The sequence below is a fragment of the Flavobacterium hungaricum genome, from assembly GCF_015182285.1.
In the GTDB taxonomy this organism is placed as follows: domain Bacteria; phylum Bacteroidota; class Bacteroidia; order Flavobacteriales; family Flavobacteriaceae; genus Flavobacterium; species Flavobacterium hungaricum.
Genome location: NZ_PRDM01000007.1, coordinates 35105 through 59364 on the forward strand (window position 1 = coordinate 35105; position 24260 = coordinate 59364).

Consider the following 24260-nt stretch of genomic DNA (forward strand, 5'->3'; position numbering starts at 1 on the left):
ATTCAATGAATTAAGCTTGTCTTTTTGCGTCTTTTTAAATTTTAAAAAGTAATCAAGAATTTTTTATTTCAAATTTTCTATTGTAATAGTTCGGTAAGTCTCGCAATATGTGGTTTTAGGAATATTATTTCTTTTTCCCGGAGCCGTTATGGCATTGAATGACATTATAAGGCGATCAATTTCGTCTTTAATGATTTTGTTTGGAGCGATAGAATTTACCTTCGTGATTTTTCCTGTTTCATTAATTGTAAAACGATATCTCAAGATAATTTCCCCTCTTAATTCTTGACTATTAAGCGTTTTTAATGAAATGTGCTGTACTATATATTCGTTTAATTGCTCATAAAGACATTTATTAACTTGCCAATAGAACTGCAAATCTTCGCAGCCTTTTATTACGGGAGCTTCATCGACTACAGCAAACTTACTTGCTTTTATCAGGACATCTTTATCTTCTTTCGCAAATAATTGCACACTTATTTTTCCTGATTTGTCACTTTCTTTCAGTCCCAGTTTTTCTAAAGGATATTTTTTGAAAACTTCAATAACTTTTCGGTCTACATCTTTATTTCCAGTATTGATGCGGCAGTTTGTTGCTTTGCCTGTTTTGCTTAATTCAAAAGTTAAGCGAATTGTATAATTGTATTTGTTATTTGATAGATGTTTGTAAAAAGAAGACCATTTTATGGCAGAAAAGTCAATTTTTTTGAGAAGTTTTTTTTCTAGATATATCTTAAAATAATTGGCTAAATCACTATCTTCAGCTGGCTGGGCCAAAGCTTGAAAAGTACCTACTTCATTTGTATAATCCTCTTGTGCTTCTTCTTTACTGTAATACGGATTCTCGGATTGCGAGTCTTTTATGTTTTTAATTCGTTCTCGGACAATTTTAGTAAGGCTGTCTTTTTCAGTTTGAGAATAAGAATTAAGCGAGATTAATGATATTGCAATAAATAATACGGTTGATTTCATATTTTGCTTTTTATGAGCTAAAATATAAAATAATTACTGTTAAATTAAGAAAATGTGTAAATCTTTGTCAAGATTAAGAACCTTGACAAAGATGCTGTTTTTTACTCTAATTCTTTCTTCAAAAACTTAGCCGTATAACTCTTTTTATTCTTAGCTACTTCTTCTGGAGTTCCTTTTGCAATTAGCTGTCCGCCGCCTTTTCCGCCTTCAGGACCAATATCGATAATATAATCCGCAAGTTTAATCACGTCCATATTATGTTCGATAATCAGAATTGTGTTTCCTTTATCAACCAATTTATTGATAACCTCCATCAAAACACGAATGTCTTCAAAATGTAATCCTGTCGTAGGTTCGTCCAGAATATAAAATGTATTTCCGGTATCTTTTTTAGACAATTCTCCCGCTAGTTTGATACGCTGCGCTTCACCGCCAGAAAGCGTTGTACTTTGCTGTCCAAGTGTAATGTAGCCCAAACCAACATCTTGAATCGTTTTGATTTTTCGGTAAATCTTCGGGATATTTTCAAAAAACGGAACCGCTTCATCAACCGTCATATCCAAAACATCCGAAATAGATTTTCCTTTATATCTGATTTCTAAAGTTTCTCTATTGAAGCGTTTTCCCTGACACGTTTCGCATTCTACATAAACATCTGGCAGAAAGTTCATTTCGATCGTTCTTACTCCAGAACCTTCACAGGTTTCGCATCGTCCGCCTTTTACATTAAAGCTGAAACGTCCCGCTTTATAACCGCGGATCATACTTTCTGATGTCATGGTAAACAGATTTCTGATTTCTGTAAAAACCTCTGTATAAGTTGCAGGATTGGAACGCGGTGTACGACCAATCGGACTTTGGTCAATATCAATTACTTTGTCAATGTGTTCCAAGCCTTCTATTTTTTTGTAAGGCTGCGGTTTTTTAACTCCGTTAAAATAATAAGCATTTAAGATCGGGTAGAGGGTTTCGTTAATCAAAGTCGATTTCCCGCTTCCAGAAACTCCTGTAACGCAAGTCATCTGCCCGAGCGGTATTTCAATAGAAACATTTTTTAGATTGTTTCCCGTTGCGCCGGTTAGTTTTAGGAATTTTCCATTCCCTTTACGTCGCTCTTTCGGAATCTCCAGTTTCATTTTACCATTCAGATATTGAGCAGTAATAGTGTTAGAAGCTAAGGTTTCCTTTGGAGTTCCGATACTGATAATTTCACCTCCGTATTTTCCGGCTTTCGGGCCTATATCAATAACGTAATCGGCTGTTTCGATCATGTCTTTATCATGCTCAACCACAATAACCGAGTTCCCGATATCGCGTAATTGTTCCAATGATTTAATTAGTTTTTCATTGTCTCTTTGGTGCAACCCAATACTTGGCTCATCCAAAATATATAAAACCCCAACCAATTGCGAACCAATTTGTGTTGCCAAACGAATACGCTGTGCTTCACCGCCGGAAAGTGATTTTGAACTTCGGCTTAAAGCCAAGTAATTCAAACCAACATTCATCAGAAAGTTCAAACGGTCTTTGATTTCTTTTACAACTTCAGAAGCAATCAAAAGCTGTTTGTCTGTCAAATGATTATTTAAATCCTGAAACCAAGCAGTTAAATCAGAAATATCCATATCACACAATTCGGTGATGTTTTTTCCATTTACTCTAAAAAACTGTGCTTCTTTTTTTAAACGCGAACCTTCGCAGACCGGGCACGGAATTTCGTCCATAAAATCTTTTGCCCAGCGCTTGATACTAGTTGTGGCGCTTTCGTCGTATTGATTTTTGATAAAATGAGAAATCCCTTCAAAATCAATTTTATAATCGCGTGTCACGCCCAAATCTTTTGAGCTGACAGTAAATTTATCTTTGCCGCCGTGAAGAATCATGTTCATTGCTTCTTCTGGAATTTTCTCGATTGCATCGGTTATTTTAAAACCAAACTTCTCGCCAATGGTTTCCAGCTGTTTGAAAATCCAAGACGATTTATATTCTCCAAGCGGTGCAAAACCTCCTGCTTTAATCGATAACTTAGGATTCGGAATTATCTTTTTTACATTGATTTCGTGCACTGTTCCCAATCCATTGCAATGCGGACAAGCCCCTTTTGGAGAGTTGAATGAAAATAAATTCGGTTCAGGATTCTGATAGGATATTCCAGTTGAAGGACACATCAAATTTCGACTGAAATAGCGCACTTCATTGGTATCCTGATCTAAAACCATCAAGACATTTTCGCCGTGATGCATAGCAGTATTGATACTTTCAGACAAACGTTTTTGATTATCTGGAGTATCTTCAATCAACATTCTGTCAACGACAATTTCAATATCGTGGGTTTTATAACGGTCTAATTTCATTCCGGTAACCAAATCCTGTACTTCACCGTTAACGCGTACTTTCAAGAATCCTTGTTTGGTAATCTGCTGGAATAATTCAGCATAATGACCTTTTCTGGCTCTAATAATTGGAGCTAGAATATTAATTCGTTTTCCTTTAAAATCCTGAATAATTAAATCTCTAATCTGTTCGTCCGAATACGAAACCATTTTTTCGCCCGTATTGTAACTGTATGCATCAGCGCCTCGGGCATACAAAAGACGAAGGAAATCGTAAATTTCTGTAATAGTTCCTACAGTAGAACGCGGACTTTTACTGGTGGTTTTCTGCTCAATTGCAATAACAGGCGAAAGTCCGTCGATTTTATCAACATCCGGACGTTCTAATCCGCCAAGGAATTGTCTGGCATAAGCCGAAAAAGTTTCAACATAACGACGCTGGCCCTCGGCATAAATGGTGTCAAATGCCAAAGATGATTTTCCAGAGCCGGATAAACCAGTAATTACAACCAGTTTTTCTCTAGGAATAGAAATGTCGATATTTTTTAGATTGTGAACTCTTGCGCCGAGAACTTCGATGGTATTGTCTTTTTCTAACATAATTTTGAGCAAAACGCAAAGTTACCACTTTGATTTATTCTTTTAGTGCTCGATAGCAAAACTTTATGTTACAATTAGTAACAAAATACGCTGACTATGGGTCAGCGTTTTCTTTGTCTGTTTTGCATATAATTTTCTATTGCTTCTTTGGTTGTATACCAGTTTCTGCCTTCTTTGTAAGCGTCTATTTTGCCCGTTCTGGCCAATAAGCTTACATATTCCTGACCATAAGGCGTATCTGGTTCGCTTACAATATTTGTTATCGGCTGATAATCGTAAGTGCTTCCCGGCATAGCATTTAAGTAAATGTTTAAAGTACGTTCTAGTGCCTGGCACATCAAAAGCGTTAATTTTTGATAATTCCCGTTATTGGCCTGATTCAATGCTTCGTAATATTTCTTACGGTCATTTTTGAGAATAATAGCCGGAGGAAAGCCACAGCGCATTAAAAGTAAATTCATGCTCAAACGAACTGTACGCCCGTTTCCATCAAAAAAAGGATGAATCCAGACTAATTTATGATGGTAAATTGTAGCCAGCTCAATATCATTTAACCCTAACGGATTTGTATTGATAAAATCGATTAGTTCATCAAGATAATCAGAAACTTTATTGGCATTTGGAGGCATAAAATTGGCTCCAGAAATGCGAACACCTCCATTACGGATTCTTCCTGCAAAATCTTCTTCTATTGATCGTAATACCAAACTATGAATAGAAAGAATGTCAATGCTTCTAAGCTGGTAATTATCGTTTACAATGGAATACAAATAATCAATTGCTTTGTCGTGATTGTGGGTTTCAAAATGTTCTCGCAGTGATTTTCCTTTTATGGTAATTCCTTCCTGAATAACCATTTGGGTCTCGCGTAAACTCATTGTATTTCCTTCGATACTATTAGAATTGTAAGTCCATTCTAATGATAAGCTTTCGCGAATTTTATTCAAGGCGATATTCGGCAGGGGTCTGCTGTTTTGCAAATCCTGTCTTTTTTGATACAATCTTTCAAAGGTTGCTTCAAATTCTGGTCGGTATGTTAAGTCGATATTCCACATACCGCAAAGTTACTTCTTAATATCGGATAACTAAAATTTTTAACACATCCGATATTAAGCTTATTCAATCGTCATCGAACGCAGTTTTGTTCTGTAGGCTTCTAGTGCTATAGATTTGGAAATGAAGCCGTAGTATTTTTCATCTCGCAGAACAGGAAGAAATGCAGATTTCGATTTTTCGAACTTACTCATTACAATTTCCATACTGTCATAAGATGAAATTGTAGCAGCAGGGGTTTTCATGACATCACTTATCTTAGTATATTTTACGCGATAGGTATTGAATATAATTTCGCGAATATCATTAAAATGAACTACTCCCACTAAATCTTTTTCATTATTAACCACTGCAAAAACCACTTGGTTTGAATGCGAAATAAGATCCACTAATTTGCTTAAGTTTTCGTCTGGATGAACCGTCAGATAATCGCATTGAATGATAGTGTCGATATCTAAAGTTGATAATATATTAGAATCTTTATTGCTGGTAAAGGCATGTCCTTTTTTGGCAAGTCCTTTTACATCAAGCGAATATTTTTCGAAACGTTTTGAAATCGCGAAACTAATAGAAGAAACGATCATAAGCGGAATCATTAATCCGTAACCTCCTGTGATTTCTGCAATCAAGAAAATTGCGGTAAGCGGTGCGTGAAACAAACCGCTCAGAATCCCCGCCATTCCGACCATGGTAAAATTACTGATTGGAAGTTTTGAAAGGCCAATAAGCGTTATAAATTTAGAAAAGAAATATCCTAGATAAGAACCTAAAAATAGAGAAGGAGCAAAGTTTCCTCCATTTCCGCCGCTTCCGATAGTTAAACCAGAAGCAAATACTTTTACCATCATCGTGGCGCCAACAAAAAGTAGTAAAACCCAGTGATTGTTTCTATAATCGGCAAATAACGTATTGTCTAAAATTTGTCCCGGATCAGCTTCAGACAATGTTTTGATGCTTTCATAACCTTCGCCAAATAGTGTAGGGAATATAAAAATCAATAAAGCCAAAAGTGAGGAACCTATAAGGGCTTTTTTGTACGGACCAATCTGCTGTTTAGCAAAATAATGTTCTACCCTCTGAAAATTTCGAGAATAATAAATAGCCATAAGTCCCGTAAGAACTCCCAAAAGCACATAAAACGGAATATTATGATAATCAAAAGTCTCTTGTTTTTTGAAACTTAAAAGAATGCTTTCGTCCAATAGAATAGCAGAAACCAAGGCTCCTGTTGCAGCAGAAATCATAATAGGAGTAAAGGCAGAAATACTGACGTCTACCAATAAAACTTCGATAGCAAAAAGAACTCCGGCAATCGGCGCATTAAAAGCTGCAGCAATTCCGGCCGCAACGCCGCAGCCAATCATTAAAGTTCTGTCTTTATATTGAAGTTTATAATTTTGGGCAAAATTAGATCCAAAAGCAGCGCCCGTAATTACAATCGGGCTTTCTAAACCTGCAGATCCTCCTAGACCAACTGTTAACGAGCTCGTTACAATTTGTGCATACAGCTGCTTTTTCGGGATAATACTCGCTTTTTTAGCAACCGCATATAAGATTTGAGAAGTCCCTTTTTGAATGGATCCGTTTAGGACTTTTTTTACCACAAAAACCGTCATTACGATTCCGATTATCGGCAGTATACTGTTAATGAAGCTTAATTTAAGGATTCCGTTTATGGAAGTGGCAAACGAAAAAACACTGTGTGCAAAAGTCTTTAAAACAATTACAGCAAGAGAACAGGATATCCCGATTAAAACGCTTGATAAAAAAATAAACTGCTTTGGAGTCATTATAGATTGTGCCAAAGCAATGATGCTTTCGAGTCGTCTGAAATATTTTTTTAGCATTCTGTCATAAAATTATCGGGTTTACAAAATTAGGCTATAATGTTGTATAAAAAAATAAAATAAGTAAAACTCTTAAAAACCGACAGCTTTATCATCGCCTCTAAAATCGGCTCCGCCCTCTAATTTATTATCGGGTAAAACCAAAATGGCATCGACCTTTCCGATAATAGGAGTTGGCTTTTCGTTAATCAAATATTTTTTAGCTTTAAGCCTATCTATAGTTTTTGCTTCAAAAGTATTCGGCTCAAACGTGATCAAATCAGGCAGCCATTGATGATGAAAACGAGGCGCATTGACAGCTTCCTGCATGCTTAAATTATATTCGTAAACGTTTAAAATCGTTTGCAGAACAGAGGTAATAATAGTGGATCCGCCGGGCGTTCCGACCACCATAAAAAGTTTTCCGTCTTTCTCTACAATTGTGGGTGTCATTGAACTTAACATGCGTTTTTGCGGCGCAATGCTGTTGGCTTCATTTCCTACTAGACCAAACATATTCGGCGAACCTGGTTTGGCACTGAAATCGTCCATTTCGTTATTCAAAAAGAAACCCAATTCGTCACAATAATATTTGGAACCGTAACCGTCGTTTAAAGTTGTTGTAGCAGCGATTGCATTGCCAAATTGGTCTACAATAGAATAATGCGTGGTTTCGGTACTTTCGTTATACGTTACTTTTCCTTCTTTTATTTCAGAAGACAAACTCGCTTTTTCGGGATTAAAACTTGACATTCTTTCTTTTAAATAATCTGGTGCCAATAACGCTTTAATCGGGATTTTTACAAAATCGGGATCGCCTAAAAAATAGCTTCTGTCGGCATAAGCTCTTCGTTCAGCTTCTACAATTACCTGAATTGCTTCGTCTGAATTATGTCCCATTTTGGCTAAATCATAAGGTTCGAGCATTTTTAAAATCTGCGCCAGACAAATACCGCCGCTGCTTGGAGGCGCCATCGAAGTAATTTTTAAACCTTTAGAAGTAAACTGCAAAGGCTTTCTCCATTTGGCTTCGTATTTAGCCAAATCTTCCATGGTAATAATACCGCCTTTTTCTTTGAGATAATTGACTAATATTTTGGCGGTTTCGCCTTTGTAAAATTCGTTTCGTCCTTTTTTCTGAATTCTTTTTAAGGTTTTGGCCAAAGCAGCATATTTGATCGTGTCGTTTTCTTTAAAATTTCCAGACAATAAAGAGTTTTCTCCGTTAATTTTTACAATGCTTTCATGATAGTTCTTTAAACTTGTTTCTTGTTTTTTGGTCACGATAACACCGCGTTCTGCCAATGCAATTACGGGTTTCAAAATTTCGGACATTTTCATAGTGCCGTACTTTTTATGAACAGCAAAAACTCCAGCAATAGTTCCGGGAACGCCAATTGCCAAAGCCGTTTCGGTGCTTTTTCCTTTAATCACATTTCCATTTTCATCCAAAAACATATCTTTTGTGGCTGCCAAAGGTGCTTTTTCTCGGTAATCTATAGAACCTGCTTCGCCGTTTGCTTTTCTATAAACCATAAAACCGCCGCCGCCGATATTTCCTGCAAATGGAAAAGCAACTGCCAAAGCCAATTCTGTACCAACCATGGCATCAAAAGCATTACCGCCTCTTTTCATAATGTCGGCTCCAATTTTTGAAGCTTCTTCGCGGGCCGAAACTACCATTGCTTTTGTAACCACCAAACCTGTGGGGTTTACATTTGCTTGCTGGGCATAAGTGCTGAAATAGAAAAGAGTTATAAAAAGGGTGATTTTTTTCATAAATAAGGAAGCCTTTAAATGAATTTAAATGTATGTTTTTAAACTTGATAGAAATATTTTTTTGAATAAAACAGAATTCAAAAAGGGTTAAAGAGAAATTAATTTTTGATAAGAATTCTTTCTTAACTCTTCAAAAAACACCGTGAATTCTTCTTCAAATTCAGAATAATGTTCTTTAAGTTCTTCGACAGCAAACTGCATTCGCGACGTATTTTTTGACCTTCTATCCATTTGGGTCAGAATCTGGTGGATTCCTTCGACAGTCTGATAACTCAAAAGCCAGTTTCGTTCGATCATATACGGCATTAAACCCTGTGTCTTTTCGGTCAAAATATCATAATTCTGATGCAGGGAATTATAAAAACGATTTATAAAATCTTCTAATTTTTCATCAGAATAATTGGTCCAGTTTTTGGCTAAAAAATGATCGTAAACAATATCGACTACAACGCCGGAATAGTGATGGTATTTTTCGTGAAGCCTTTTGGTGCTTTGTCTGAAAATATCGTGAGAATCAGTATAAGTATCAATAAATCGGTGTAATAATATGCCTTTTTGGACATCTTCCGGAAAATGCGCAAATTGTTTTCCTCGGATTCCGTCGGCCATAAAATTGCCAATCTTAATCAAATCATTGTCTCCAGAAAGATATATATGAGCTAGGAAATTCATTTTTGTTCTTTTAAGATGCTAAGGTTCTGAGATTCTTAGAAACTAAGCTAATTATTGTAAAAGTATAAAAACTTTTTTAAATCATTTTGTTATAAAAAATCACTCGTGCCAAACTTCAGGCTCTAAAATCTCAGAAGCTTAAAAAAAATCTTACCCGCTTTGCAACTTAGAATCTTAGCAACTTTTCTATATTTGTAATAAAATAACCTATACTCACAAAAATGACTTTAATAAAATCTATTTCTGGAATCCGTGGAACCATCGGTGGAAAAGTAGGAGACAATCTAACTCCTGTTGATGCTGTGAAATTTGCATCGGCTTACGGAACTTTCTTGAAAAACAATATTGCTAAAGATAAATTGACTGTTGTAATTGGCCGTGATGCTAGAATTTCCGGACCAATGATTCATAACTTGGTAGTAAATACATTAATAGGTTTGGGGATCAATGTTATTGATCTTGGGCTTTCTACAACGCCGACTGTTGAAGTTGCTGTGCCTTTAGAAAAAGCGGATGGCGGTATTATACTGACTGCTTCGCACAATCCAAAACAATGGAATGCTTTAAAATTGTTAAACGCAAAAGGCGAATTTTTAAGCGGGGCTGACGGTGCTAAAATTCTTGAAATTGCCGAAGCAGAAGCTTTTGATTTTTCGGATGTAGATAGTTTGGGCGAGATCACAATAAACGATGCGTATATGGATATTCATATTGACGAGGTTTTAAATTTACCTCTTGTTGATGTTGAGGCTGTAAAAGAAGCGAAGTTTAAAGTGGTAGTTGATGGTGTCAACTCTTCTGGTGGAATTATCATCCCGAGACTTCTTGAATTAATGGGTGTAGAAGTAATTGAATTATACTGCGAACCAAACGGACATTTCCCGCATAATCCAGAGCCTCTAAAAGAACATTTAACGGATATCTCGGAATTGGTTGTAAAAGAAAAAGCTGATTTTGGAATCGTGGTGGATCCAGATGTTGACCGTCTGGCTTTTATCTGTGAAGATGGCGAAATGTTTGGTGAAGAATATACTTTGGTTGCTGTTGCGGATTACGTTTTAAGTAAAACTCCAGGAAATACAGTTTCAAACATGTCGTCTTCTCGTGCTTTGAGAGATGTTACAAATGCACATAACGGAAACTACGAAGCAAGTGCTGTAGGAGAAGTGAATGTGGTTGAATTAATGAAAAAAAATAATGCCATTATCGGCGGTGAAGGAAACGGCGGGATTATTTATCCTGAATTGCATTACGGACGTGACAGTTTGGTTGGAGTGGCACTTTTCTTAACGCACTTAGCCAATAAAAAAATGTCTGTTGCAGCTTTGAGAGCTTCTTATCCAGAATATTATATGAGCAAAAACAAAATCGAATTGACACCGCAGATTGATGTTGATGCAATTTTGGCTCAAATGACAGAAAAGTATCAAAACGAAGATATTTCTACAATTGACGGTGTAAAAATTGATTTTGAAACTGAATGGGTTCATTTGAGAAAATCAAATACAGAACCAATTATTCGTATTTATACAGAAGCACCTTCGCAAGATGCAGCCGATAAATTGGCACTTCGAATTATTGATGAAATTAAAGTTATTGCGGGAATTTAATCTCGATTATATTCAAAATATAAAATACCTCTTTCATTTTTGAAAGAGGTATTTTTTTATAATAGAGAATCTAGTTTTTTATAATTTTCGTTGATTTCTTAAACGAACCGTATTGAACTGTTACTATATAAATTCCGTTTGAAAGTTTATCGCCAATTTTAATGTCTTCATTGGTATAAAAGGCATCGGAAGAATAACAAACTGCGCCTTTCATATCTGAAATTTTTAAGCGAACGGGTTCTGTAATTGCAGATTTTATGTGAAGTACAGATTGTTCCTTAAACGGATTTGGGTAAATAGTTAAAGCATCTTTTTCGGAAACAGGATCGTCTATTCCTAAATTGACTGCCTCGACATCAATAAAATTAAAATTCATATCGTTTGATTTGAATTTGATCTTCAAATACACTTCGCCTTTTGGTAATGTAATCCCGTTTACAACTTTATCAGTATAAGTTTGAGCTCCTCCTGTCGCAGGAAAAGTTTCATCTGTTTTTGCAGCAACATCATTTACATAAATGTCAAATTTACCGGGAATAGTCTGAGAAGCAACTCTGAAAGTAAGTTTATAAGTTCCAGCATTGGAAACGTTTAACATAAATTCATTCCAATCTCCATTACTGATAGAAGAAACCGTTTGTCCAGTTCCAGAATCAGTTGTTGTTAGTAATGCAGTTCCTTTACGTCGGTAATGTTTGTTGGCAGTAATTCTGCCCGGAATGTTCATTTTTTTATTGGTGTACGTAATATTTATGTATTCTGTTCCAATAGGTTTTAAAACGCCGCTTACAGGGCTTAATAACTGACCTTCCAGCATATCGGTCCAAGCAGCAGGAACTCTTCCCGTAAACCAAGAATACCTGTAAATGTCAGGATCGTTTTCAAAGCTATTCAAAATATCTTTCATAAAAGCTATTTTCTGATCTGCAGTCTGAATTACCCTGTTGGCAAACTCCGTTACCCAGATAGGGCGGTTGTATTTTTTGAGAAGCCCCGTAACTCCAATAACCGATCCTGCGGTATTGTCATAAGTATGAAAAGCAATATAATCTACTTTACAATTTGGACATAAGAGAAAAAACTCGTCGTGCCATTTTAAAGGATCGCTATAACCTCCGTAATTATCAGGACCATTGTAGGCAGGAGAAGCACTTACAATTTCTAAGTTTTTTGCAGCCGCAATCTTTTCTACGTTTGTCCATGCGTTTACTGCTTCCTGCGGGGTTAATCGGGCGCCGTCATTAAAATTAGGTTCATTAAAAGCTAATAAATACTTAGCTCCGGGTTTTATTTTGTTAATGAAGGCCTGAACTTCGGTATCGCTGATTTTTCCCCAAGCCATCGGAACGTATTCGACTCCGATAGATTCGTAATTGGCATTGGTGTCGTTTTCGGGCAGAGAACCCCAATTGTACCACCAGGAAACCCCAGGTTTAAGGGCCAGTAGGTCGGCTGTAGAATTTTGTCCGTAAGCTATTCCGCGTTTTGGGCTTTGAGCGAAAGTAGTTACTGCAAAAAACAAGTACAGCGATGTAATGAATAGTTTTTTTTTCATAAGTAGATAATTTGATTTGGGTAAATTTTATCAACTTCAAATATATTATTCTGTAATCAATATCTTGTCAAAAAAAATATTACAAAAACCCATCAAATTTAGCTGCGCCTACACTGAATTGGCTTAAAACAAAAAATCCAAAAAGCTGTTATGTCTTTTTGGATTTTTATAAGCATTATTTTTCAACTCGGTGTTTCCATCTTTTATGTGTCCATAAATAAAATTCAGGCTGTTCCAAGATTTGTTTTTCGACTTCTTGTAAGTACATTTCTGTGATTTTAAAATCCGGATATTCTTTCGGATTGTCGGCAAGAGAAAGAAAGGTCGCTTCGTAATAACCTCTTTTTACCTTTTTTACTTTTACCATGATCACGGCCAAATCGTATTTTTTGGCCAGCATTTCGGCACCGGTGTGTACTGGGACTTCAATTCCTAAAAAAGGCATCGAATGAAAAATCCTGTCCAATTTTGGAGATTGATCACTCGCAAGACCATATAGACTTAATTTTCCGTTACGCTGGTTTTGCGCCATTGTCGGAATTGCTTTTCTGGTTTCGATCATTTCAGTATTGTATTTTGTTCGAATTTTTCGAATCAATTTATCAAAATAAGGATTTGCTAGTTTTTTGTATACCGCAACACCTTGAAAACCAAGTTTCGGATTGATTGTTAAAAGCCATTCGTAACTCGCATAATGAGAAGCAACAAGAATGACGCTTTTCCCTTTTTTAGCATAATCCAATACCAGATCAATATTTGTTACGTGAAATCTTCTTTCCATTTCCTCAGCAGAAATAGTCATCGTTTTAATCATTTCTAAAAACATATCACACATATGTTTGTAGAATTTCTTTTCGATTTCTTTTCTTGCAGCATCGCTTAAATGCGGCAATGTAAGTGCCAGATTCTCGCGAACGACTTTTTTACGGTATCCGACCACTCTGTAAATTAAAAAATAAACAAAATCTGAAAACAAATAAAATAATCGAAAAGGAAGTATAGAAATAAGCCACAATAAAGGATAGGCCAAAATATAAACTAAAAACTGCATGTAATTTTTTTTTACAAAGATATTTAAAAATGCTTTGCGATTTGATATTTTGCTTTCGTGCGTACTTATGTTTAAGAATGATTATATTTACAATTCACAATAATTATATTTTATGAATCTTTTTTTGGCAGGTATTATAATTGCAAATGTATTGATTAGTTACAAGGGTTTTAATGATCTTTATTTTTTTAGAAAATACGAATTTCATATCGGAAGCATTCGTTCGGGAGAACAAATAAGAATGCTGTCTTCTGGTTTTCTGCATGTTGATATGATGCATTTGTTTTTCAATATGCTGACGTTGTGGTTTTTTGCGTCAGATGTAATTAATAATTTAGGAAATGTTTCATTTTTACTGATATACTTTGGGAGTTTGATTTTTGGAAATTTACTCACTATGGTATTTCACAAAAATGATTATAGTTACCGCGCGGTAGGAGCTTCGGGTGCAGTGACAGGTGTTTTGTACGCAGCGATTCTGTTAAGCCCGGGTAAAGATGTTTGTCTGTATTTTTTTCTTTGTATTCCAGGTTTCATTTTTGCAATTCTATATTTACTTTATTCCATTTACGGAATGAAGGCCCAAAACGACAATATTGGCCACACAGCACACTTTGGAGGCGCTATAGGAGGTTATTTAATCACATTGATAAAAGTTCCTTCGCTGGTTACCGACCAGACTTTTATTGTGGTACTGATGGCAATTCCTATTTTAATACTTTTTGGAATGGCAAAATTGGGAAAACTATAATGCTGGCATAACTTTTGGAATGCACTTATCAAATAATTAAAATTTAACAAAAATGAAAAAACTAGTATTATTTTTAACAATCATGTTTATGACTATGTCTTACGGCCAGGAAATCAAACAAATTCCGCTGATCAATGTGAACGGCGAAGGAAAAGTAAAAGTAGCCCCTGATCAGGTTTGTATTTCAGCTTCTGTTGAAACAAAAGGGAATAATGCTAAAGACGTTAAAAAACAAAACGACGAAAAGATGGATGCTGTTTTAAAATTCATCAAAAAAATGGGTATTCCAACAGCAGATTTTAAAACAAAACAAGTAGCTCTTAATCCGCAGTACGATTATGAGAAAAAGAAAACTTCTTATAACGCAGTTCAAACTGTAGAAATCGTAGTAAGAGATTTAGCTAAATACGATGAGTTAATGGAAGGTTTGGTACAACAGGGAATCAACCGTATCGACAAAGTTTCTTTTGAATCTTCTAAATTGGCGCAGCACCAATCTGAAGCTAGAAAATTAGCGATGAAAGATGCTAAGGTAAAAGCAGAAGAATATGTGTCTGTTTTAGGACAGAAAGTGGGTAAAGCTTTTACAATTTCTGATAACTCTCAAGTGTATCACCCACAGCCGATGTATGCATCAATGCGTATGAAAGAATCTGCTGATCTTGGAGCTTCAAACGAAACTCTGGCAATTGGCGAAATCGAAATCACGGCAAACGTAAGTGTAAGCTTTGTATTAGACTAAAGAAAATAGATTTTCAATATTTAAAAACCAAATTCCAAATCGGGATTTGGTTTTTTTTATGTTTTGATTTTCAGTATCATAAATCGTAATCCTATAATTCCCGCTGCATAATCATGTAATTTTTTTTTGAAGATTTCATTTAGTTTTAGAGTTCAGAAAAAATCAGTAAAAAGAAGAAATGATTTAAGTTCGGCTTCATAAAAGACAGGTCAGCTAATTTAATGTTTTCGAATACTTTTTCTGAGTGCTGATTTGCCGGTTGTGTCGTTCGGATTTAAAGAAACCCTTTGGTATAAATTACCAAAGGGTTTTGTTTTATTTTAAAATAATGAATGGCGGATAAATTCTAATTTGCAGCTTCCTATTTAACAACAAATCCAGCCTCATTAAGAGCTTCTGTAACTTTAATGATTACTTCCGAGCGGTGTTTTCCGTCGCTTATCGATAAATCGGTTTTTACCCAATAGCGTACTACAATCTGCACAACGGCACTGGTAATTCCAGATACTACAGCGGAATTAGAATACCCGTTTTCTGCGGTTTCAGCATCTGCTTTGATGATATCAGTAATAATTTCGATTGCTTTTTTATAATCGGCACCATATTCCAGACCTATAGTGAAATCCTGCAGTAAGTAACCTTCACTGTTAAAATTGGTCAGAGTATTTTTTATTAATAATGCATTGGGAATATAGATGTTTTTACTGTCGCTTTTAATCTGTGTATCCCGAAGGTTAAGCGCAACTACTTTTCCTTTTACGCCGTTACTTTCAATAATATCGCCGACAGAAAAAGGTCTTTTAAAAGCCAATAAAATACCGGCCAGAAAATTTTCTCCAATATCTTTCAGCGCAAAACCAATAATAAAAGCAGAGATTCCGGCTCCAGCGAGAACGCTTTGAGCAACGCCGGTAAGACCGATGACGCGGAACATAAAAAGAAATCCGATAATGATTAAGACCACTTTAATAAGATTTGCTATAAAAGAAGCTAAAAGTGGATCGTCGATGTTTCGTTTTAATCTTCGGTCCGAAAACATTTTAACCTTCGCAGCAATAAACCAAGACAGCAGAATGATTAAAATGGCTAATAATAATTTTGGAGTAATATCAACTAGTCCCTGATAGTATCCCTCAATATGTTTGATTATATCTTGAAAAAATTCCTCCATTAATATGAATATTTTGAAATTAAAAAAAAGCTGTAATATCAAATTTAATAATAGGATACTGGACGGGATTATAAGTTTTTACCATTAAATTATATAATCACTATATTTTGAGGGTTGTGAGTTATGGGTTGTGAGTTATGGGTTAGGAGTTAAGGGTTAGGGGTTAAGGGTTAAGGGTTAAGGGTTATGAGTTATGAGTTATGAGTTATGAGTTATGAGTTATGGGTTATGAGTTATGGGTTATGAGTTATGAGTTATGGGTTATGGGTTATGGGTTATGGGTTATGGGTTATGAGTTATGAGTTATGGGTTGTGGGTTGTGGGTTGTGGGTTAAGGTTATGGGTTATGGGTTATGGGTTATGGGTTGTGGGTTAGGTTTTTAAGGGTTAAGGGTTAAGGGTTTTGAGTTGAGGGTTTTGGATTGAGAGTTTTGGGTTGGTTATGGGGTGTTTGTTAAGGATATGAATTATGAATTACGGGGTGTAATTCATAATTCATACCTAATATTACTGCGGAATGTAAATATTAAAAACAGCTCCTTCCATAGGTTTTGCGGTTGCGGTGATAATGCCGTTATGGTTTTCGACTATTTTTTTTACGATAGCAAGACCAATTCCGGTTCCGTTATAAACATCTCTGCTGTGAAGTCTCTGAAAAACTCCAAAGATTTTCTCGCTGTATTCAGGTTCAAATCCGATGCCGTTATCTTTAAAAATAATGTGGCAGTAATTTTCAAGCGGGAGATTGGTATTGTTTAAATCTTTTCCGTTTACGATGCTGCTTGTAATTTCTATTTGCGGCTGTATTTCTTTCTGCGAAAATTTCAATGCATTATTCATTAGATTTTCGAGCAGCTGAATAAACAAAAACGGAATAATAGTTACATTGCCATGAATGCTGGTTTTTATGAGTGCATTCTTTTCTTTAATATTTTCATGGAGTGCCTCTTTGACATTTTCTATTATGATATTGAGATCAATATCTTCAAAAACCCGCTCGGTGCTATTGGTTTGAGAAAAGTTCAAAAGATCATTTATTAGGTCCCGCATTCGGTTAGTAGCATACAGAATTCGGTCAAATTTAATACGCCCATCTGGACTCAGGTTATTGTATTCTTTTGCCAGAAGTATATTGGTAAAGGTCTGGATTTTTCTTAAAGGTTCCTGTAAATCATGACTTGAGATGTGAGTAAAAGCATCTAACTCGGCGTTTTTCTTTTTAAGTTCGGCAGCAAATTTCTCAATAGCATTATACTGTGCTTCTAGTTCTTCATTTGCTTTTAATAATTTAGCATTGAGTATTGTAGCTTCTTCTTCTCGAAGTTTAAGTTCCCTGTTTTTTTTATATAATTCGGTAAAAACCATCACTTTTGCCTGTAATATTTCGGCAGATAACGGTTTAATCATATAATCTACAGCACCAGCTTGATATCCTTTAAAGATATAATCGGTGGTATTCATGTTGGCTGTTAGAAAAATAATGGGAACCTGTTTTAGTTTGTCGCTTTGACGGATCATTTCTGCCGTTTCAAATCCGTCCATGAGAGGCATCTGCACATCCATAAGAATGATGGCAAAATCCTGGCTCTTAAGCAGGATTCTAAGCGCATCTTTTCCGGAAGTTGCTTCGACAAATTCATAACCTCGGTCTGCCAAAATGATTTGAAGCGACATGAGGTTTTCTTTTTTGTCATCGACAATTAATAATTTCACCTTATTTTCAATGGGAGTTTTCATAATTTACGGTTATTTTAACCATGCTCTCATTAAAGAGGATAGTTGTTCAACATTAACCGGCTTAGTAATATAATCTGATGCTCCAGATTCAATACAACGCTGTCTGTCTCCTTTCATTGCTTTTGCTGTCACAGCAATAATGGTTAAATCTTTGTGTTTAACATTTTTTCGAATAATTTTCATCGTTTCGTAACCGTCCAGTTCCGGCATCATAATATCCATTAAAACAATATCAATTTTCAAATTCTGATTTAAAATTTCTACTGCTTCATGACCGCTTTCAGCACTGATTACGTCTAATCCGAAACGCTCCAATGCCGTTGTTAAAGCAAATAAATTTCGAACATCGTCATCTACAAGAAGTACTTTTTTATTTGCCAGCACATCTTCTTTGAAATGATAGGTTTCTATTCTGGTTCTCATGCTTTCAGGCAGTTCTTTATGGACACGGTGCATGAATAGGGCAGTTTGGTCGACAACCTCATCAATTGATGACACGCTTTTGGTAATAATGCTGTGCGCAAATCGGTTGATTTTACTGCGTTGTTTTTTATTCAAATCTCCTGCAGAATGTATGATAATGGCAGTTTCCTGACCCGCAATATTATTTTCAAGATCACTGATTAAATCCATCCCGTCTGCATCCGGAAGCAGAAGATCAAGTATAATACAGTCAAAAGAAGTTTCTTTAATGTGTTCAACGGCTTCTTTTGCTGTTAATGCTTTAGAAATATGAATGTCTTTTCCTTTAACGGCTTCATAAATACGATTCAGTTCTATTTCATTATCATCTACAATAAGAAGATTTTTTTGTTTGGCATTTTTAAAATGTTTGACGTCATTAAAAATCGAAGTAAGCAGCTCATTTTTTACGGGTTTCACCAAAAAGTTTCGTGCACCTCTTTTTAAGCCCTTATTGCGTTCATCTTCTCCAGAAATAATGTAAACAGGAATATGGCGGAGTGTAAAATCGGTTTTTAATCGATCAAGAATTTTCCAGCCGCTGGTATCAGGCATATTCAAATCCATTGTAATGGCTTGGGGCTGAAATTGATTGATATAATCTACAATATCATTACCGCGAGTCGTTACAATACCTTTAATGCCATGTTGATGGGCTCTTTCTAATAAAACTCTTGCAAAAGTAACATTATCTTCTGCAATCAAGATCAGCTGGTCATCGGGCTTGATAGTATTGCGATCATCACCGATTTCATCAGCAAAATACAGATCCATATCAGAATTTTTGAAACTGGCTGATGGCAGTGATTTTAGACGGCTTTTTCCTGCATGAATTACATTCGTTTCTTCATTAACCGTAATGTCTTGAAGTTCTGGAAGCTGCACAAATTTTAAAGGAAGGAATAAAGTAAATTTACTTCCGATATTGGTGTCGCTTTCCAATTCGATACTTCCTCCCAATAAATCAGAAAGACCGCGGCTAATGGATAATCCTAAACCGGTACCTCCGTATTTACGGCTCGTAGAACCCTCTGCTTGCTGGAAAGCTTCAAAAATAATGTTTTGTTTTTCTTTTGAAATTCCGATTCCAGTATCTGAAATTTCAAAAGCAACCACAGCTTCGGCATTTTCGAGACTGCTGTTTTTGGTTTTCCAGTTATTGTTCGCTTTATATATTTTTAGTTTTACTTCTCCTTTTTCGGTAAATTTAAAAGAATTAGACAGCAGGTTTTTTAGAATCTGATTCAATCGCTGCGAATCCGTTTCCATTGCGTCCGGAAGATTGTCGTCCATCATGATTTCAAAATTCAGATGTTTCGCCTCAGAAATTGGATTGAAAGTAGAAGCCACAAATCGGCTGATTTCATCAAAAGTAATCGGGTTATAATCCACAGAAATATAACCAGATTCAATTTTAGAAAGATCCAGGATATCATTAATTAATTGAATAAGGTCATCCCCGCAGGCATTTATAGTCTTAGCAAACTGAATTTGTTTTTCGGATAGATTTCCGTCGCGGTTGGCGATTAACTCACTTGCTAAGATTTGCAAACTGTTAAGCGGTGTTCTTAACTCGTGCGACATATTGGCCAAAAACTCGGACTTGTATTTGGAGGTTAAGGTAAGCTGGTCGGCTTTTTCTTCCAAAGCTTTACGGGCAACCTCAACTTCTTGGTTTTTAACCTCAACCTCTTCTTTCTGGTTGGCTAATAGAATCGCTTTTTCTTCTAGTTCTTCGTTGGTATTTTTTAAAACTTCCTGCTGGCTTTTCAGCTCGTTGGCAAGCGATTGCGACTGTACCAAAAGTTCTTCGGTTCTTGAGTTCGATTCGATTGTATTAATTACGATACCAATACTTTCTGTTAATCCTTCTAAGAAATCCAAATGGGTCTGACTGAAAGTATCCAGAGACGCAAGCTCGATTACGGCTTTTAATCTTCCTTCAAAAAGTACGGGAAGAATAATGACATCTTTTGGTCTGGCATCTCCCAAACCAGAATTGATTTTAATATAATCTTTAGGGACATTACTTAAAATGATTCGTTCTTTTTCAAATGCAACCTGACCAATCAATCCTTCTCCCATAGTATATTGAATAGGGGAGTCTTTTCTTTTAACGTAAGCATAAGAAGCAATTAGATTCAGTTTAGAATCCATAAATTCTTCGCCTTCTTCTAGAATATAAAAAAGTCCGTGCTGTGCAGTAACTACCGCAGCAAGTTCTGAAAGAATTTTTTTAGTTACAGCATTTAATTCTTTTTGTCCCTGAAGCATTTGGGTAAACTTAGCCAAATTCGATTTCAGCCAGTCTTGTTCCTGATTTCGTAATGTTGTGGCTTTCAGATTAAAAATCATCTGGTTGATGGTATCCTTAAGTGCCTCAACTTCTCCTTTGGCCTCAACACCAATGGTTCGAGTTAAATCTCCCTGCGTTACCGCCGAAGCTACCTCAGAAATCGCACGTACCTGGGTCGTCAGGTTTGCAGCTAATTGATTTACGTTTTCGGTTAAGTTTTTCCATGTTCCAGACGCTCCCGGAACATTTGCCTGACCTCCCAGTTTTCCTTCGGCACCCACCTCACGCGCCACCGTAGTAACCTGATCAGAGAAAGTTGCCAGCGTATCAATCATTTCGTTGATGGTGTCGGTTAATTGTGCTACTTCACCTTTGGCATCAATAGAGAGTTTTTGTTTTAAATTTCCTTTGGCTACCGAGGTTACTACCTTTGCAATTCCACGAACCTGACCTGTTAGATTCGATGCCATTACGTTAACCGAATCCGTTAAATCTTTCCAAGTTCCTGCAACCCCTTTTACTTCAGATTGTCCGCCTAGTTTTCCTTCGGTTCCTACCTCACGTGCCACACGCGTTACCTCAGAAGCAAATGAATTCAGCTGTTCCACCATCGTGTTAAAGGTATTTTTCAAATCCAGAATTTCTCCTTTAACATCTACGGTAATTTGTTTAGAAAGGTCACCATTTGCAACGGCTTTGGTTACATCGGCAATATTACGCACCTGTCCGGTTAAGTTAGACGCCATCTGGTTAACAGAATCGGTCAAATCTTTCCAAGTTCCTGCAACTCCGGGCACAAAGGCCTGACCTCCCAATTTTCCTTCTGTACCCACCTCACGCGCCACACGAGTTACCTCAGATGCAAAGGCACGGAGCTGATCTACCATTGTGTTTACAGTTTCTTTTAACTGCAGAATTTCCCCGCGAACGTCGGCTGTAATTTTTTTAGACATATCTCCGTTGGCTACGGCGATCGTTACATCGGCAATGTTACGTACCTGAGTGGTTAAGTTTCCGGCCATCTGGTTAACAGAATCGGTCAAATCCTTCCAAGTTCCTGCAACTCCCGGTACATTCGCTTGTCCTCCCAGTTTTCCTTCTGTACCTACCTCACGCGCCACACGAGTTACCTCTGAGGCAAACTCACGAAGCTGATCCACCATCGTATTCAGGGTTTCTTTTAGCTGCAGAATTTCTCCGCGAACGTCTACCGTAATTTTTCGGGACATATCGCCATTGGCCACGGCAATCGCCACATCAGCAATGTTACGTACCTGAGCCGTAAGATTTCCTGCCATTTGGTTAACCGAATCCGTTAAATCTTTCCAGGTTCCGGCAACTCCGGGTACGTTCGCCTGACCTCCCAGTTTTCCTTCGGTTCCTACCTCACGCGAAACCCTTGTTACCTCCGAGGCAAAACCTCGAAGCTGATCCACCATGGTATTAATTGTATTTTTTAATTCTAAGATTTCTCCCTTTACGTCTACGGTAATCTGGAGCGATAAATCTCCTTTTGCTACCGCTGTGGTTACCTCTGCAATATTACGCACCTGTCCGGTAAGGTTAGATGCCATTTGGTTTACCGAATCGGTCAAATCTTTCCATGTTCCGCCGACACCTTCAACCTGTGCCTGACCTCCCAATTTTCCTTCTGTACCCACTTCACGTGCCACACGGGTAACCTCAGAAGCAAAAGAGTTCAGCTGCCCCACCATTGTGTTAATGGTGTTTTTAAGCTCTAAGATTTCTCCTTTGGTATCTACTGTAATCTGGCGGGATAAATCGCCTTTTGCCACCGCAGTAGTTACTTCGGCAATATTACGCACCTGTCCGGTAAGGTTAGACGCCATCTGGTTCACCGAATCGGTCAAATCTTTCCAAGTTCCACCAACACCTTTTACTTTTGCCTGACCGCCTAATTTTCCTTCTGTACCCACCTCAAGTGCCACACGCGTTACCTCAGAAGAGAAGGAGTTCAGCTGATCTACCATCGTATTAATGGTTTTTTTCAATTCGAGAATTTCTCCTTCGGCTACAGCGGTAATTTTTTTAGAAAGGTCGCCATTTGCTACGGCTGTTGTAACCTCGGCAATATTACGTACCTGTCCCGTAAGGTTAGACGCCATTTGGTTCACAGAATCGGTTAAATCTTTCCAAGTTCCGCCCACACCTTTCACTTTTGCCTGACCTCCCAGTTTTCCTTCAGAACCAACTTCTCGCGCTACACGAGTTACCTCGGCACCAAACGAATTCAGCTGATCCACCATGGTATTGATCGTATTTTTTAACTCTAGAATTTCTCCTTCGACACTTACGGTAATTTTTTTAGAAAGGTCGCCTTTTGCTACGGCTGTAGTTACCTCGGCAATATTACGAACCTGTCCGGTAAGGTTAGACGCCATCTGGTTCACCGAATCGGTAAGATCTTTCCAAACCCCGCCGACACCGCGAACTCGCGCTTGACCTCCCAGTTTTCCTTCAGAACCTACTTCTCGCGCCACACGTGTAACCTCAGAAGAAAAAGAGTTCAGCTGATCTACCATCGTGTTAATAGTATCTTTTAGTTCTAGAATTTCTCCTTTTACGTCAACAGTAATTTTTTTAGAAAGATCGCCTCTTGCCACCGCCGTTGTTACATCGGCAATGTTACGCACCTGACCAGTTAAGTTAGACGCCATCTGGTTTACAGAATCGGTTAAATCTTTCCAGGTTCCGCCGACTCCTTTTACCTGTGCTTGTCCGCCCAGTTTTCCTTCTGTACCTACTTCACGTGCCACACGGGTTACCTCAGAAGAAAAAGAGTTCAGCTGATCCACCATTGTATTAATGGTATTTTTTAATTCCTGAATTTCTCCTTTTACGTCAACGGTAATTTTTTTAGATAAATCTCCTTTTGCCACCGCTGTTGTTACATCGGCAATATTACGTACCTGTCCGGTAAGGTTAGACGCCATTTTATTTACAGAATCCGTCAAATCTTTCCAAACACCACCAACACCTCTTACTTTTGCCTGACCTCCCAATTTTCCTTCTGTACCTACCTCACGCGCCACACGGGTCACCTCCATAGAAAACAAATTCAGCTGTTTTACCATTCCGTTTACCTCTTTGGCAATTCTAAGGAATTCTCCCTGCAATGGATTTCCTTCAATAGACAAGGGCATTTCCTGAGATAAATTTCCTTTGGCAACAGAAGTAATTACGTGTGCAATTTCGATAGTAGGGTGAACAAGATCCGAAATCAGAGTGTTTACCGAGTCAATACACGAACTCCATGAGCCGCGTGCTCCGTCCAAAACCACTCGATTGGTTAGTTTTCCCTGCTTACCAATGCTTTTACCTACTTTCTGAAATTCAAAAACCATCCTTTCATTCAAGTCAATAATTTCATTTAAAGTATCGCAGATCGATCTTTTTACTCCGTTCTGATCTGTTGGAAAACGCTGCGAAAAATTACCATTTTTGACTTTCATCAAAATCTTTAAAAACTCAGCATCACTAAGAATAGGGGCTTCGTTTGGATTTTTTTTACTACTAGCTTTCGTGTCCGTAACAACAGGCATTGCAATGACTGCCTTGTTTTTCGACGGTTTGTCGATGTGATTTGACTTTTTCATTTTGCTGCAGATTGGTTTAGGATTATGTTTTTA

General features: G+C 37.1%; 14 protein-coding genes. 3 read left to right on the plus strand and 11 right to left on the minus strand.

All coding sequences use genetic code 11. The features are described from left to right. Positions 1 to 63 precede the first annotated feature (63 nt). The 6 genes from C4F50_RS24660 to C4F50_RS24685 form a co-directional block, all read right to left on the minus strand. Positions 64 to 972: a hypothetical protein gene (locus C4F50_RS24660; RefSeq protein WP_194141298.1), complete on the minus strand. Its 909-nt coding sequence runs from the start codon at positions 970 to 972 to the stop codon at positions 64 to 66. Between the two features lie 101 nt (positions 973 to 1073). After that, positions 1074 to 3905 (minus strand): excinuclease ABC subunit UvrA, encoded by a 2832-nt coding sequence (uvrA, locus tag C4F50_RS24665; protein WP_194141299.1) that lies wholly within the window; start codon positions 3903 to 3905, stop codon positions 1074 to 1076. Positions 3906 to 4006: 101 nt separating this feature from the next. Further along, a complete protein-coding gene (locus C4F50_RS24670) occupies positions 4007 to 4960 on the minus strand; it encodes a Fic family protein (RefSeq protein WP_194141300.1) in 954 nt (317 codons plus the stop codon). Positions 4961 to 5020: 60 nt separating this feature from the next. Continuing rightward, the gene (locus tag C4F50_RS24675) at positions 5021 to 6805 is read right to left on the minus strand and encodes a chloride channel protein (RefSeq protein WP_194141301.1); all 1785 of its coding nucleotides are present in this window, start codon (positions 6803 to 6805) and stop codon (positions 5021 to 5023) included. A gap of 72 nt (positions 6806 to 6877) precedes the next feature. After that, a complete protein-coding gene (gene ggt / locus C4F50_RS24680; RefSeq protein ID WP_194141302.1) occupies positions 6878 to 8563 on the minus strand; it encodes a gamma-glutamyltransferase in 1686 nt (561 codons plus the stop codon). Between the two features lie 87 nt (positions 8564 to 8650). Further along, positions 8651 to 9235, minus strand: a complete 585-nt coding sequence (locus C4F50_RS24685; protein WP_194141303.1) for an acyl carrier protein phosphodiesterase — start codon at positions 9233 to 9235, stop codon at positions 8651 to 8653. Between the two features lie 221 nt (positions 9236 to 9456). On the opposite strand from C4F50_RS24685, the gene glmM reads away from it, so the two are divergent. Further along, positions 9457 to 10845: a phosphoglucosamine mutase gene (gene glmM, locus C4F50_RS24690; protein ID WP_194141304.1), complete on the plus strand. Its 1389-nt coding sequence runs from the start codon at positions 9457 to 9459 to the stop codon at positions 10843 to 10845. Positions 10846 to 10915: 70 nt separating this feature from the next. On the opposite strand, the gene C4F50_RS24695 is transcribed toward glmM, so the two are convergent. Both C4F50_RS24695 and C4F50_RS24700 read right to left on the minus strand, forming a co-directional pair. Further along, on the minus strand, positions 10916 to 12400 hold the full coding sequence (locus tag C4F50_RS24695; RefSeq protein ID WP_194141305.1) for a glycosyl hydrolase: 1485 nt from the start codon (positions 12398 to 12400) through the stop codon (positions 10916 to 10918). A 175-nt stretch (positions 12401 to 12575) separates the two neighbouring features. After that, complete coding sequence (locus C4F50_RS24700; protein ID WP_194141306.1) at positions 12576 to 13451, minus strand: lysophospholipid acyltransferase family protein; 876 nt, start codon at positions 13449 to 13451, stop codon at positions 12576 to 12578. A 112-nt stretch (positions 13452 to 13563) separates the two neighbouring features. Between C4F50_RS24700 and C4F50_RS24705 the strand changes: the two genes are divergently transcribed. Both C4F50_RS24705 and C4F50_RS24710 read left to right on the plus strand, forming a co-directional pair. Beyond that, complete coding sequence (locus C4F50_RS24705) at positions 13564 to 14202, plus strand: rhomboid family intramembrane serine protease (protein ID WP_194141307.1); 639 nt, start codon at positions 13564 to 13566, stop codon at positions 14200 to 14202. Between the two features lie 52 nt (positions 14203 to 14254). Then, positions 14255 to 14944, plus strand: a complete 690-nt coding sequence (locus C4F50_RS24710; protein WP_194141308.1) for an SIMPL domain-containing protein — start codon at positions 14255 to 14257, stop codon at positions 14942 to 14944. A gap of 361 nt (positions 14945 to 15305) precedes the next feature. Here the strand turns inward: C4F50_RS24710 and C4F50_RS24715 are convergent, their stop codons facing one another. The 3 genes from C4F50_RS24715 to C4F50_RS24725 all read right to left on the minus strand — a co-directional run bounded on the left by C4F50_RS24715 (position 15306) and on the right by C4F50_RS24725 (position 24227). Continuing rightward, complete coding sequence (locus tag C4F50_RS24715) at positions 15306 to 16115, minus strand: mechanosensitive ion channel family protein (protein ID WP_194141309.1); 810 nt, start codon at positions 16113 to 16115, stop codon at positions 15306 to 15308. 507 nt (positions 16116 to 16622) lie between these two features. Then, the gene (locus tag C4F50_RS24720; RefSeq protein ID WP_194141310.1) at positions 16623 to 17852 is read right to left on the minus strand and encodes a sensor histidine kinase; all 1230 of its coding nucleotides are present in this window, start codon (positions 17850 to 17852) and stop codon (positions 16623 to 16625) included. A 9-nt stretch (positions 17853 to 17861) separates the two neighbouring features. Continuing rightward, positions 17862 to 24227: a HAMP domain-containing protein gene (locus tag C4F50_RS24725; RefSeq protein ID WP_228012136.1), complete on the minus strand. Its 6366-nt coding sequence runs from the start codon at positions 24225 to 24227 to the stop codon at positions 17862 to 17864. Positions 24228 to 24260: the final 33 nt, after the last annotated feature.